Source organism: Allobosea sp. (assembly GCF_030694325.1).
In the GTDB taxonomy this organism is placed as follows: domain Bacteria; phylum Pseudomonadota; class Alphaproteobacteria; order Rhizobiales; family Beijerinckiaceae; genus Allobosea.
Genome location: NZ_JAUXYO010000308.1, coordinates 1 through 13,301, shown reverse-complemented (window position 1 = coordinate 13,301; position 13,301 = coordinate 1). Strand labels below are relative to the sequence as shown.

General features: G+C 66.9%; 16 protein-coding genes. 13 read left to right on the top strand and 3 right to left on the bottom strand.

From position 1 onward, the window contains the following. Positions 1-724, top strand: a 724-nt coding sequence (gene rpoD / locus Q8M82_RS20000; protein ID WP_305693049.1) for an RNA polymerase sigma factor RpoD, incomplete at its 5' end; no start/stop codon positions are given. A gap of 52 nt (positions 725-776) precedes the next feature. On the opposite strand, the gene Q8M82_RS19995 is transcribed toward rpoD, so the two are convergent. Continuing rightward, positions 777-1,259 carry an SRPBCC family protein gene (locus Q8M82_RS19995; RefSeq protein WP_305693048.1) on the bottom strand — a complete coding sequence of 161 codons (483 nt, stop codon included), beginning with the start codon at positions 1,257-1,259 and terminating at the stop codon, positions 777-779. Next, positions 1,256-1,600 carry an ArsR/SmtB family transcription factor gene (locus tag Q8M82_RS19990; protein ID WP_305693047.1) on the bottom strand — a complete coding sequence of 115 codons (345 nt, stop codon included), beginning with the start codon at positions 1,598-1,600 and terminating at the stop codon, positions 1,256-1,258. Before Q8M82_RS19990 ends, Q8M82_RS19995 begins: the two co-directional genes overlap by 4 nt. Before the next feature lie 135 nt (positions 1,601-1,735). Between Q8M82_RS19990 and Q8M82_RS19985 the strand changes: the two genes are divergently transcribed. Both Q8M82_RS19985 and Q8M82_RS19980 read left to right on the top strand, forming a co-directional pair. Further along, positions 1,736-2,347 (top strand): LysE family translocator, encoded by a 612-nt coding sequence (locus tag Q8M82_RS19985; protein WP_305693046.1) that lies wholly within the window; start codon positions 1,736-1,738, stop codon positions 2,345-2,347. A gap of 11 nt (positions 2,348-2,358) precedes the next feature. Next, positions 2,359-2,775: a secondary thiamine-phosphate synthase enzyme YjbQ gene (locus Q8M82_RS19980; RefSeq protein WP_305693050.1), complete on the top strand. Its 417-nt coding sequence runs from the start codon at positions 2,359-2,361 to the stop codon at positions 2,773-2,775. A 6-nt stretch (positions 2,776-2,781) separates the two neighbouring features. Here the strand turns inward: Q8M82_RS19980 and Q8M82_RS19975 are convergent, their stop codons facing one another. After that, positions 2,782-3,033 carry a DUF3072 domain-containing protein gene (locus Q8M82_RS19975; RefSeq protein WP_305693045.1) on the bottom strand — a complete coding sequence of 84 codons (252 nt, stop codon included), beginning with the start codon at positions 3,031-3,033 and terminating at the stop codon, positions 2,782-2,784. Positions 3,034-3,148: 115 nt separating this feature from the next. Between Q8M82_RS19975 and Q8M82_RS19970 the strand changes: the two genes are divergently transcribed. The 10 genes from Q8M82_RS19970 to Q8M82_RS19925 form a co-directional block, all read left to right on the top strand. Then, a complete protein-coding gene (locus Q8M82_RS19970) occupies positions 3,149-3,436 on the top strand; it encodes an HlyU family transcriptional regulator (protein WP_305693044.1) in 288 nt (95 codons plus the stop codon). 96 nt (positions 3,437-3,532) lie between these two features. Beyond that, positions 3,533-4,093, top strand: a complete 561-nt coding sequence (locus tag Q8M82_RS19965) for a type 1 glutamine amidotransferase domain-containing protein (RefSeq protein ID WP_305693043.1) — start codon at positions 3,533-3,535, stop codon at positions 4,091-4,093. Positions 4,094-4,261: 168 nt separating this feature from the next. Then, positions 4,262-5,503, top strand: coding sequence for an MFS transporter (locus Q8M82_RS19960; RefSeq protein WP_305693042.1), 1,242 nt, complete (start codon positions 4,262-4,264; stop codon positions 5,501-5,503). Between the two features lie 64 nt (positions 5,504-5,567). Continuing rightward, a complete protein-coding gene (locus Q8M82_RS19955; RefSeq protein ID WP_465248087.1) occupies positions 5,568-5,759 on the top strand; it encodes a type II toxin-antitoxin system RelE/ParE family toxin in 192 nt (63 codons plus the stop codon). A 100-nt stretch (positions 5,760-5,859) separates the two neighbouring features. Next, positions 5,860-6,150 (top strand): HigA family addiction module antitoxin, encoded by a 291-nt coding sequence (locus tag Q8M82_RS19950; protein ID WP_305693041.1) that lies wholly within the window; start codon positions 5,860-5,862, stop codon positions 6,148-6,150. 162 nt (positions 6,151-6,312) lie between these two features. Further along, entirely contained in the window at positions 6,313-7,338 is a 1,026-nt protein-coding gene (locus Q8M82_RS19945) for a methionine synthase (RefSeq protein ID WP_305693040.1), read from the top strand. An 89-nt stretch (positions 7,339-7,427) separates the two neighbouring features. Continuing rightward, on the top strand, positions 7,428-7,844 hold the full coding sequence (locus Q8M82_RS19940; RefSeq protein WP_305693039.1) for an acyl-CoA thioesterase: 417 nt from the start codon (positions 7,428-7,430) through the stop codon (positions 7,842-7,844). Between the two features lie 403 nt (positions 7,845-8,247). Further along, positions 8,248-9,414, top strand: coding sequence for an ABC transporter substrate-binding protein (locus Q8M82_RS19935; RefSeq protein WP_305693038.1), 1,167 nt, complete (start codon positions 8,248-8,250; stop codon positions 9,412-9,414). Between the two features lie 34 nt (positions 9,415-9,448). Next, on the top strand, positions 9,449-11,854 hold the full coding sequence (locus Q8M82_RS19930) for a methyl-accepting chemotaxis protein (RefSeq protein WP_305693037.1): 2,406 nt from the start codon (positions 9,449-9,451) through the stop codon (positions 11,852-11,854). Between the two features lie 426 nt (positions 11,855-12,280). Further along, on the top strand, positions 12,281-13,301 hold a 1,021-nt coding region (locus tag Q8M82_RS19925), incomplete at its 3' end, for a hypothetical protein (RefSeq protein WP_305693036.1).

The following is a 13,301-nucleotide window of genomic DNA, read 5'->3' as shown; positions in this document are numbered from 1 at the left end:
TCAGGCGAAGAAGGAGATGATCGAGGCCAATCTGCGCCTCGTGATCTCGATCGCCAAGAAATACACCAATCGCGGCCTGCAGTTCCTCGACCTGATCCAGGAAGGCAATATCGGCCTGATGAAGGCGGTCGACAAGTTCGAGTACCGCCGGGGCTATAAGTTCTCGACCTATGCGACCTGGTGGATCCGCCAGGCGATCACCCGCTCGATCGCCGATCAGGCCCGCACGATCCGCATCCCCGTCCACATGATCGAGACGATCAACAAGATCGTGCGGACCTCGCGCCAGATGCTGCACGAGATCGGTCGCGAGCCGACCCCGGAGGAACTGGCCGAGAAGCTGGCCATGCCGCTGGAGAAGGTGCGCAAGGTCCTCAAGATCGCCAAGGAGCCGATCTCGCTGGAAACCCCGATCGGCGACGAGGAGGACAGCCATCTCGGCGACTTCATCGAGGACAAGAACGCGATCCTGCCGATCGACGCGGCGATCCAGTCGAACCTGCGCGAGACCACCACGCGCGTGCTCGCCTCGCTGACCCCGCGCGAGGAACGCGTGCTGCGCATGCGCTTCGGCATCGGCATGAACACCGACCACACGCTCGAGGAGGTCGGCCAGCAGTTCAGCGTCACCCGCGAGCGCATCCGCCAGATCGAGGCGAAGGCGCTGCGGAAGCTGAAGCATCCGAGCCGCAGCCGGAAGCTCAGGAGCTTCCTGGATAACTGACGAAAAAGCCGGCCGCGAGGCCGGTTTTTTTTATTCGTGAGCGGCGTGCTCTTCACATCCCCTTCACCAGCGTCACCAGCTGGTCGAGCGCCGTGCCCCAGCCCTGCTGGAAGCCCATCTCCTCGTGTTGCTTGCGGCCGGCCTCGTCCTTGTGCAGGGCGCGGGCGGTGTAGAGCGTTCCGGTTGCGGTCGGCTCGATGGCGACCGAGGCGGTCATGAAGCCGGAGCCCAGCGGACGGTAGCCGGGGCCGAGCGCGTCGGTGAAGACCAGGAGCGTCTCGGGGACCACAAAGAGAAAGCAGCCGGTGTTGTCGTGCTTCTCGCCATTGGGGCCCTCCATCACGGTGCGGAACCTGCCGCCCGGGCGCAGGTCGATCTCGCAATGCGTGGTGCGCCAGGGGGCGGGCGTGAACCATTGCGTGAGCAGGGCCGGCTCGGTCCAGGCGCGCCAGACCAGATGCGGCGGCACCGCGACCTCGCGTTTGAGTTCGAGATCGAGCGCCGGGTCGAAGGCGGCGGCGGGCAGGGTCGTCATGGGCGTTCCTCGTCGTGTTTCAGTTGCAGGACGAAGGCGTCGAGCTGGTCGAGGCGCTGCGTCCAGAGGCCGCGCTGTGCCTCCAGCCAGGTTTCGGCTGAGGCGAGAGGCTCCCGGCGCAGGGAGCAGGTGCGCACGCGCCCGGATTTCGCCGTGGTGACGAGCCCGGCTTCCTCGAGGACCTTGAGGTGCTGGAGAAAGCTCGGAAGCGCCATTTCGAAGGGCCGGGCGAGTTCGCTGACCGAGGCCGGGCCCCGCCCCAAGGCGTGCACCACCGCGCGCCGGGTCGGATCGGCGAGGGCACGGAAGGTGTCGTCGAGGGTGGGGGACGTCGCGGACATGACGCGATCAAATCGCAGGTCAATACTTAGGTCAATGCCTAAGTTTTTGACCAGGCGACAATCGACGGCGCGGCGGGCTTGATCCCGGCGGCGGCTTGCGGCTTGCTGGGCGCTGCTCCGCGGAGGCCTGTGGCCATGTCCCCTGAATTCCTGCTGACCTCACTGATCGTCGTCGCTTCGCCGGGGACGGGCGCGATCTACACCATTGCGGCGGGGCTCACCCGGGGCTCGCGCGCGAGCCTGCTCGCGGCGTTTGCCTGCACGCTCGGGATCGTGCCGCATCTGCTGGCGGCGATGCTGGGGCTGGCGGCCCTGCTGCATGCGAGCGCGCTCGCCTTCGCGGTCGTGAAATATGCCGGCGTCGCCTATCTGCTCTTCATGGCCTGGCAGACGCTGCAGGAGCATGGCGCGCTCAGCGTCGAGGCCAAAGCCGATCGGCGCTCGGCCTGGCGGGTGCTGCGCGACGGCGTCGCGATCAACGTGCTCAACCCCAAGCTCTCGATCTTCTTCGTCGCCTTCCTGCCGCAGTTCATCGCGGCCGGCGAAGCGGCGCCGCTCGCCCGCATGCTCGAACTGTCGGGCGTGTTCATGGCGATGACCTTCGTCGTCTTCGCGCTCTACGGGATGTTCGCGGCAGCGATGCGCGACAGGGTGGTGAGCCGGCCTTCGGTGATGGCCTGGCTGCGGCGCGGCTTTGCGGCCGCCTTCGTCGCGCTGGGCGCCAAGCTCGCCGTCACCGAGCGCTGAGCGCCATGGCCATGCAATCACTGATCTCGATCGCGACACGCGGTCCGAGGCTTTACGAGTTTACGCGCGAGGCGGCCGACTTCGTCGCCGGGGCGGGAATCGAGACCGGACTGCTGACGGTCTTCGTGCGCCACACCTCCTGCTCGCTGCTGATCCAGGAGAATGCCGACCCCGACGTGCGTGTCGATCTCGACGCCTTCTTCCGCCGGCTCGTCCCCTCCGCTGACGATCCGGCGATGGATTATCTCGTCCACCGGGCGGAAGGGCCCGACGACATGCCCGCCCATATCAAGGCGGCGCTGACGCCGGTCTCGCTGTCGATCCCGGTGATGGGCGGGCGGCTTTGGCTCGGCACCTGGCAGGGGATCTACCTGTTCGAGCACCGCGCCCGCCCGCATCGACGCGAGGTCGTGCTGCATCTGGCCTGAGACGTCTCAGACCGAGAGATCCGCCTTCAGCGCATCGATCCTTTTCGACGCCTCGGCCTTGCTCAGATCCTCGGCGAAGTCGTCCGGCCGCCGCGCCTGCTCGGACAGGGTCTTGAGATAGGAGGTCTGCGCGCCCGTCATCGGGTCGTCGCCCGACACCCAGTCGGCGGGATCCTTCTGCGTGTTGTCCGGCGGGTTGAGGGCGCGCTTGGGATTGTCGCCGGGCGTGCTCGCGTGTTCGTCGGCGGGGCTGGTCATGAGGCGTCTCCATTCCTGGTTTGTTCACTGACAACGAGCCGCGCTGCGACGGGTTCCCCATCACGCCGCAATCTGGGAGAAGGGGCGCGGCGCCCGACGGACAAGGAGACAGCCCATGTCGTTTCTCAAGAAGCTCTTCGGAGGCGGTCAGGCGGCCGAGGCCGTACCGGCCGGCCCGCTCAAGACCATCGAGCACAACGGCTTCACCATCCATGCGACGCCCTATCAGGAGGGCGGCCAGTGGCAGCTCTGCGGCGTCGTCGAGAAGACGATCGAGGGGGAGCTGAAGAGCCACCGCTTCGTGCGGGCCGACCGTTTCCCCGGCAAGGACGAGGCTGTCGACTTCACGCTGGTCAAGGGCCAGCAGCTGGTCGATCAGGCGGGCGAGAGCGTCTTCCGCTAGCGCTCCCGCCAGGGAGCGACGCAAGACCGCAGGAACGGACCTGGCCCGTGCGGGTTGTCGAGGCATCATCCTCAACCCGAACACGGAGGGCGCCCCATGAGCGACCTGTCAGGCAAGACCATCCTCATTCTCGCCACCAATGGCTTTGAGCAGTCGGAACTTGACGTGCCACACGCCAAGCTCAAGGAAGCCGGCGCGACCGTGCACATCGTCGCGCCTCAGGCTGGCGAGATCACCGGCTGGGACCAGAAGGACTGGGGCCGTGCGGTGAAGGTCGACAAGACCCTCGATCAGGTCAGCGCTGATGCCTATGACGCCATCGTCCTGCCCGGCGGGCAGATGAACCCCGACACGCTGCGCGGCACGCCCGAGGCGCTGACGCTGATCAAGCGCTTCTTCGAGCAGGGCAAGGTCGTCGCGGCCGTCTGCCATGCGCCCTGGCTGCTGATCGACACCGGCATCGCCAAGGGCCGCCGGCTGACGTCCTACAACACGATCAAGCAGGACATGATCAATGCCGGCGCGCAATGGGAAGATAGCGAGGTCGTGACCGACAAGGGCGTCGTCACCTCGCGCAAGCCCGACGATCTGCCGGCCTTCGTCGCCAAGATCATCGAGGAGGTCAATGAAGGCCGCCACGAGCGCCGCGCCGCCTGAGGCCGGGGCGCGGTTCCTCCTCACAGACCCCGTTCAGGGCGCAACCGTGGCACGGCTGCGCCCTGAACGCCGATGGGGTCCGCCTCGCGCGCGCTTGCCGCCGCGCGAGCGACTGCCTACTCCTCGTGTGCAGAACGCCGTGCCTGAGAGCCGGCGCGCCGAGGAAACATGTCCGCCGACGACGCCCGCTACGCGCCCGATTCGTCCTATGCTTGGCTTCGGCTGGCCATCTCGCTGCTGATCGGCACGGCGGCCTGCGTCGGCACCTGGTCCGTCGTCGTGGTGCTGCCGTCGGTGCAGACCGAATTCGGCACGCTACGGGCCGGGGCCTCCCTTCCCTATACCTGCGTCATGCTGGGCTTCGGCTTCGGCAACATCGCCATGGGCCGCATCGCCGACCGCTACGGCATCATCGTGCCGATCGTGGGCGGGGCGCTCCTGCTCGGCAGTGGCTACATCCTCGCCGGGATGGCGCAGTCGCTCTGGCAGTTCGCGCTTGTCCATTTGTTCCTGATCGGCGTCGGTGGCGGGGCCGGCTTTTCGCCGCTGATCGCGGATCTCTCGCACTGGTTCCGCAAGCATCGCGGGCTCGCCGTCGTCTTCGGTGCCTCGGGCAGCTATCTGGCGGGGGTGATCTGGCCGCAGGTCATTACCTGGGGCGTCGCCAGCCATGGCTGGCGGGCGACGCATATCGGCATCGGGCTCGCGGTGATGGCGATCATGCTGCCGCTCGCGCCGTTTTTCCGCCGCCGCCCATCGGCTGCGACCATCGCGGCGCAGGAGGCGGCGAGCACGAGCGCGCGCGGCGATCTCGGCCTGTCGGCGAGCCAGCTGCAATGGCTGCTGGCGATCGCGGGTTTTTCCTGCTGCGTCGCCATGGCGATGCCGCAGGTCCATATCGTCGCCTATTGCAGCGATCTCGGCTATGGCGTGGCGCGCGGCGCCGAGATGCTCTCGCTGATGCTGGGCTTAGGCATCATCAGTCGCATCGGCTCGGGCTTCGTGGCCGACCGGATCGGCGGCACGGCGACACTGGCGATCGGCTCGCTCATGCAGGGGCTCGCGCTGTTCCTTTATCTCTGGTTCGACGGCCTGACCTCGCTGTTCATCGTCACGGGCATCTTCGGCCTGTTCCAGGGCGGCATCGTGCCGATGTATGCCGTCATCATCCGCGAATATCTGCCGGCCCGGGAGGCGGGCGTGCGGATCGGCCTCGTCATGTCCTCGACGATCCTGGGCATGGCGGTCGGCGGCTATGTCTCGGGCGCGATCTTCGACGCCTTCGCCTCCTATCGCGCCGCCTTCCTGAACGGGCTGGCCTGGAACCTCGTCAATCTCGCGGTGGTGTGCTGGCTGATGATGCGGGCGCGGCGCCGGCCGATCGGGCCTGCGTCGGCGGCGGCCGTCTGAACCCGGATCATGTTCCGGACAGATGTTGTTTGCCATTCCTGTTTCATGATATGAAACACCGCGGATGAAGCGGATCGCCGACAAGCACACACTGGCGCTTTACGAGGATGGAGTTTGCCATCCGCGCTGGCGAGGCTTCGAGGCGATCGCGTTGCGAAAGCTCGACCGCGTCATGAACATCACGGGTCTGGACGATCTCCGCGTGCCGCCGGGCAACCGGCTCGAAGCACTGAAGGGAGATCGGGTCGGCCAGTGAAGCATCAGGATCAACGACCAATACCGGATCTGCTAAAAATGGGACGGGACGCAGACCCACGCGATCGAGATCACGGACTATCATTGAGGGAGAGCGCAGGATGACGCGCATCACGACTCATCCGGGAGAAATGCTGCAACATGAGTTTCTCGAGCCGATGGGCATCTCGGCGCGAGCCCTCGCACGTGCCATGAAGGTCCCCCCGACCCGCGTCACCAAGCTCCTGAGGGCGGAAACCGGCATGACGGCGGATACGGCCCTCCGGCTGGAGCGCGTGCTGGGCGCCTCGGCGGGGTTCTGGCTCAATCTCCAGAACAGCTATGATCTGACGCGCGAACAGGTCGCCAAGGCGGAGACCTATGCCGAGCTCGAGCCTCTCGTCGCCGCCTGAGCATCATCGCTTCGATGCAGTCAGAATGGGCGACGGCGAACGGCGTTCTTCCTGGGGTGCGGTGATTCTGGCGGCGGTGTCGCAGACCCCATCGTCAGACTTGACGTCGAAGCCTCATGCATCCGATGTCGACGCAACCGAAAGCCTCCGAAGGACACCTCCATGCTTCGCACCACCATCGCCGGCAGCCTGCCCAAGCCGACCTGGCTCGCCGAGTCCGAGCGGCTCTGGGCGCCGTGGAAGCTGGAAGGGGTGGCGCTGCAGGAAGGCCGGCGCGACGCGACGATCCTGGCGGTGAAGCTGCAGGAGGATGCCGGTATCGACATCGTGGGCGATGGCGAGCAGGCGCGGGTGCATTTCGTCCATGGCTTCCTGGCCAATCTCGACGGCATCGACTTCGACAAGAAGACGATCATGGGGATCCGCAACAACCGCTATGAGGCGGAGGTGCCGACGGTCACCGGCGCGATCCGCCGCAAGGGGCCGGTGCACAGCATGGAGGCTCAGGCTGCCCGCGCCCACACCACGCGCAAGCTGAAGTTCACGCTGCCGGGGCCGATGACGATCGTCGACACCATTGCCGACGAGCATTACGGCCGCCGCGAGGATCTCGCCATGGCGTTTGCCGCCGTGCTGAACGAGGAGGCGCATGAGCTGCAGGCGCTGGGCGTCGACGTCATCCAGTTCGACGAGCCCGCTTTCAACGTCTACATGAAGGAGGTGCCGGACTGGGGCATCGCCTGCCTCGAGCGCGCCGCCCAGGGTCTGACCGCGACCACCGCCGTCCACATCTGCTACGGCTACGGCATCAAGGCCAATATCGACTGGAAGGCGACGCTCGGCGAGGAGTGGCGCCATTACGAGCAGACCTTCCCGGCGATCGCGAAGAGTTCGATCCAGCAAGTCTCGCTGGAGTGCCGCAACTCCAAGGTGCCGCTCGACCTGATCAGGCTGCTCGACGGCAAGGACGTGCTGGCGGGCGCCATCGACGTCGCCTCGAACGCGATCGAGACGCCCGAGGAGGTCGCGGCCACGATCCGCGCCGCGCTCGCCTTCGTGGCGCCCGAGAAGCTCTTCCCCTGCACCAATTGCGGCATGGCACCGATGACCGCCGAGGTCGCCTACGGCAAGCTCGCCGCGCTGTCGGCCGGGGCGGCACTGGTGCGCAAGGAACTCGGCGCGGCCTGAAGTCGGCGCCCCGTCCACGCTCCGATCCATCTGGCGCAGGCGCGGTGGCGCGTGCTCCAATGGCCGGGGATTCGAGCGGGGATGAGCGCATGACGAAAGAAGCGGGCGTGGCGCAGGACGAGGCGCCGCGCGGCAACCTGACGGTGCGCATCAATGCGATGCCGGCCGACACCAATGCGAATGGCGACATCTTCGGCGGCTGGGTGATGTCGCGCATGGACGCGGCCGGCGGCATCGCCGGCGTCGACCGGGCGCAGGGACGCGTCGTCACGATCGCGGTCGATGCGATGACCTTCATCCGTCCGGTGAAGGTCGGCGACGTGCTCAGCGTCTATACCGAGGTCGAGTCCGTCGGCCGGACCTCGATGAAGATCCATGTCGAGGCCTGGGCCCGGCGCTTCCGCACCATGATCCACGAGAAAGTGACCGACGCGACCTTCACCTTCGTCGCCATCGACGAGGAGGGGCGGCCGCGCCCAGTTCCCGACCCGTCCCGATCCGCCTAGGGTGCGCGGCCGGCTCGTCCAGAGCGAACGGGCATCGCAGGCTCGCTCCGAGGTCCGCCTCATGCCCTGCGCATCGGCCGGGTCCCGTTGGGCACTCGACGGGGCCGGGGCGTTGCGGCTGCGTCCGCATCGCCGAGATTGCGTCGCAACGTCAAGGCCGCCGCTCCGATGCCGGCCTGAAGGTCTCAGGGTCGCGATGCAGGCCGGCCGCAACGGAGGCCCGCTATGGAACTCGCCGTGGCGGCGATTGGCAAAATGCTAACGAGCGCTGAACCTCCGAAATCGCGACTGATTCAGAAGAATCCAGGCACTTAACCCTTCGTTAGTCGCCTTCCCCGCATTCTTTCGGTCTGCTGGCCTAACCCGACTGACACGAAAGAACAGTATCTGGGGGAATCCTTTCATGATCCATCGTCGTGATGTCCTGACTGGCCTTGCCTGCGCCTCCGCCGCCTCGCTCCTGCCAGGCCGCGCCTTCGCCGAAACCGGTGTGACGGTCGACAAGATCGTGCTCGGCCAGGCGGCCGTGTTCGAAGGGCCCGCCAGCGCGCTGGGCCTGGGCATGCGCGACGGCCTGACCGCCGCCTTCGCCGAGGCCAACGCCAAGGGCGGCGTCGGGGGTCGAAAGATCGAACTTCTGACCCAGGACGACGGTTACGAGCCCGGCAAATCGATCGACGCCACCAAGGCGCTGATCGCCAAGGACGTCTTCGCGCTGGTCGGTCCTGTCGGCACGCCGACGGCGATGGCGGCCCACCCGATCGCGAAGGAGGCCGGCCTGCCCTTCATCGGCGCCTTCACCGGCGCTGAAGGCCTGCGCGATCCCTATCTGCCGCATGTCGTCAATGTGCGCGCCTCCTACTTCCAGGAGACCGAGGTCTGGATCGAGCGCCTCGTCAAGGACAAGGGCTTCTCCAAGATCGCGATCTTCTATCAGGACGACGCGTTCGGCCGGGCCGGCCTCGCCGGCGTCAAGAAGGCGATGGACGCGCGCAAGATGAGCCTCGTCGCCGAAGGCACTTTCGAGCGCAACACGGTCGCGGTCCGGTCCGCCCTGCTCGAAATCCGCAAGGCCAGCCCCGAAGCCGTGGTGATGGTCGGCCCCTACAAGCCCTGTGCCGAGTTCATCAAGCTGTGCAAGCAGGTGAAATTCACGCCGGTGTTCATGAACATCTCCTTCGTCGGCTCGGACGCGCTGGCAGCCGAACTCGGCGATGCGGGGGCGGGCGTCTACGTCACGCAGGTCGTGCCGCTGCCGACCGACACCTCGATTCCCGTGGTCAAGGCCTACCAAGCGGCGCTCGCCGCCAGCGACGCCAAGGACAAGAAGCCGGGCTTCGTTTCGCTGGAAGGCTATCTCGTCGGGCGCACCGTCATCGCGGCTCTCGAAAAAGCCGGCAAGGAGCCGACCCGCAAGGCCTTCATGGCGGCGCTGACCGACGGTTCCTATGATTTCGGCGGCTTCAAGATGGCCTTCGGCCCCAATGACAACCGCGGCTCCGACGACGTCTACCTGACGGTCATCGGATCGGACGGCACCTTCAAGTCGGTCGGCTCCCTGTCCGCCTGAGCCGCATTTGCCGCGTCGCTATTCGGAGAGTCACATGACGAAGGCCAAGACATCGGCGCGCCCGCGCGCGCCGCTGCGCATCGGCATCGCCGCGCGCATCTATGCTGCGCTCGGCGCACTGACCACGCTGACGATCGTCGCCTCCGCGGTGGCCTGGCTGTCCTATGACCGGATCCACGCCACGGTCGGCGAGATGGTCGAGGACAAGATGCCCACCGTCGAACTCGTGCTCGAGCTCTCCCAGGTCGGGACCCAGTCGACCGCGCTGGCGCCGCGCTTCATGAATGTGCAGACGGTGCAGCAGCGGGCCCGTCTGACCACCGAGCTCGATGCGATCGAGGCCCGCCAGTTCGAACTGATCCGGGCCGTCGGCAAGATCGGCGGCGTCGACATGAAGCCGATCCAGAAGGCGGTCGACGATCTCTCGCTGCGGATCAACGACATCAACGACCTGACCGGAACCCGGCTGCGCAACGCCGCGCAGATGGCCGCCGCCGTCGAACAACTCAACAAGGTGCGCGAAGACTTCGTCAAGGTGGTCGGCGGCGAGGCCGACGAGCGCCAGTTCAACGTCGTGCTCGGCATCGAGAGCGTGAAGGGCCTGGAGGGCGCGCAACTCGACGAAGCGCTGAAGGCCGTCAACGACGTCGAGTTCCCGGCCTTCGATCTCGCCCGCAAGCTCGAGGCACAGGTCAACGAGTTGATCGGGCTCCTGCGCGAGGCCGGCCAGATCGCTGACCAGTCGCATCTGGGGCTCGCGCGCGATCGCCTCAACGCCGTCGTGCTGCGGATCGAGAAGGACATGGCCGCCGCCGACAAGATCAAGCCCAACGAGGCGCGCACGCGCGTGATCGATGCCGTCATCGCGCTGGGCGAGGGGCCGCGCGGCGTCGTCGCGATGCGCCAGCGCGACATCGAAACGCAGGAGGCGATCAACGCCCGCGTCCTCGACATCGATCAGGCTGCGGCCGCGATGCGCGCGGAAATCGACAAGCTCGTCACATCGGCTCGCTCCGGCGCCGTCGCCGCGAACGCCTCGACGGCGAATCTGATCGAGCGGAGCAAGATGTGGCTGGGTGCCATCGGCGTCGGCTCGCTGCTGATCGCGCTCGTGCTGGCCCTGCTCTATGTGCGTCCTGCGATCATCGGTCGACTGAACCGGCTCTGGGCTGCGACGCGGGCGATCGCGGATGGGGCTCTGGAGACGGTGGTCGACACGCGCGGCAATGACGAGATCTCCGACATCTCGAAGAGCGTGCTGCTGTTCCGCGACAATGCGGTGGCGCTGCGTGCGGCGGAGAGCGCCAAGGTCGAGGACGACGCCCGGGCGCAGGAGCAGCGCCGCGCGATGATGGCGGAACTGGGCGCTGCCTTCGGCGAGGTCGTGGCGGCCGCCGCTGCCGGCGATTTCAGCCGCCGTGTCGAGGCGAACTTCACCGATGCCGAGCTGAACGCGCTGGCGGGTTCGGTCAACGAACTGCTGGAGACGGTGCAGGGCGGCCTGTCCGAGACCTGCGACGTGCTGGCCGAGCTCTCGGCGGGCCATCTCTCGGCCCGGATCGAGGGGCTTTATCAGGGCGCCTTCGCCGAGCTGAAGAACGGCACCAATGCGCTGGCCGAGGAGTTCGAGAGCACGCTCGCCAAGCTGTCGGAGACGGTGGCGGCGGTGCGCAGCGCCACGACCGAGATCCTCGACGGCGTCACCGATCTCGCCGAGCGCACCAGCGAGGAGAGCAACGCCGTTTCGATGGCGACCAACCAGCTCGGCGCCTTCGCCGGGACGGTGAAGAAGACGGCGAGCGAGGCGGCCCAGGCCACCGGCATGGCCGAGGGCGCCGAGAGTCAGGCGCAGCAGGGCGAGAAGGTCGTGGCGTCCGCGCTCGAGGCGATGCAGCGCATCCGCACCTCCTCGGACAAGATCTCCGAGGTGATCGCGATGATCGACGAGATCGCCTTCCAGACCAATCTGCTGGCGCTGAACGCGGCCGTCGAGGCGGCCCGCGCCGGGGACAGCGGGCGTGGCTTCGCGGTCGTCGCCACCGAGGTCCGCAGCCTGGCCAAGCGCTCGGCAGATGCCTCCAACGACGTCAAGAAGCTGGTCGAGGCGGCCCATGGCGACGTCAAGGTCGGCGTCGGCCTGGTCGAGGAAACCGCCCAGATGTTCGAGGCGATCGTATCCTCGGTGAACGACCTGACCGGGCTGATGAACGGCATCTCGCAGACGGCCAAGAGCCAGGCCAGCGACGTCTCGGCGATCAACACCGAGATCGACGGCATTGGCTCGATGGCGCATCAGAACGCAGCCCTGGTCGAGGAGACCAATGCCGCGCTGGCGCTGACCGACGAGCAGACCCGCGCGCTGAGCGAGCACATCGCCCGCTTCCGCTTCCGCGAGGGCCATGGCTCCGACAAGGCCCATGCGATGGCCGAGGCCGCCTGAGCGGATACCGCCACCCGATACGACATCCGAAGGCCCCGCCAGCCCCCTGGCGGGGCTTCGCCGTTGCGGGGCGGTATCCCGCCTGGACCGACTGCCAGATGAAAGGCGTGATCACCGTGGGCTGATGTTGCCTTCAAGAACAAGAAATCCGGGATACATGTCCTAACGGAAGCTGAATCCGGCTTTTGCAGAAGTGATTCAAAAGAATCCACGTTTAAACGTTCTTTAAGCGCGGCTGGCCAATTCTCCGCATGAACAGGATCCCGCCCACCGACAGTTCTGGGTGCGGAGCGGTTCGGGGGCACCGGTCATCGCCTTGGGGGGCGGTCGAAGTGTTTTTCCATCGGCGCGCCCGGGACGGGCCGCCGCAGGCCCCGCGCCAGCTTCGTCATCCAGAGTGTCGCGTTGCCTACCGGAGAGCGACCGATGACGAAGGCCAGGAAGCCAGCCCGCCAGCGACAGAAGGCACGCGTCGGCATCGCCGCGCGGATCTATGCGGCCGTCGGGTTGATGACCGTGCTGACGATCGTGGCGTCGACCGTCGCGTGGCTGTCATTCGGCCGCGTCGACGCGACGGTGCAGGACATGGCCGGTCGGAAGATGCCCATGGTCGAACTCGCGCTCGAGCTGTCACAGGCGGCGACACTCTCGACGGCGCTGGCGCCGCGCTTCATGGATGTCGAGAATGTCCAGCAGCGCGCGGCCCTGACCAACGAACTCGACCGGATCGAGGCCCGCCAGTTCGACCTGATCCGCCGGATCGCGAGCCTCAGCGGGCTCGACATGAAGGCGACCCAGCAGGCGGTCGACGAGCTCTCGCGAACCATCAACGAAATCAACGACCTGACCGGCGCCCGGATGCGCAATGCATCGGCCATGAATGGTCTGCTTGAGAATCTCGGAAAAGCAGGGCGGGTGTTCAGCGGCGTCGTCGGCTCGGAGGCCGACGAGGCCCGCTTCAACGTCACCATGGGCATCGAGAGCATCAAGGGCCTGTCGGGCGAACAGCTCGACGCCGCGATGAAGACGCTCAACGACCGCGACTTCCCGGTCTTCGACTTCGCCCGCAAGCTCGAGGCGCAGGTCAACGAGCTGATGGGCATGCTGCGCGAGACGGCGCAGGTCCCCGACAAGGCGCGCCTCGACATCGCCCGCGAGCGGTTCAAGGCGACCGCCATGCGCATCCGCATGGAACTGCAGGCAGCCGAGGCCGCGTCCTCCAACCCGTTCCGCGGCCAGGTCGTCGAGGCCGTGATCGCGATGGGCGAGGGGCGTTCCGGCATCGTCGAGATGCGCGAGCGCGACCTGACGACGCTGGCCGAGATCGCGACGACGCTGAAGACGGTCGACAGCGCCGCCGCCACCCTGCGTGGTCAGGTCGAGAAGCTGGTCGAAGGCGCGCGTGGCGAGGCCCTTTCCGCCAGCGCCTCCACGGCGAGCCTGATCA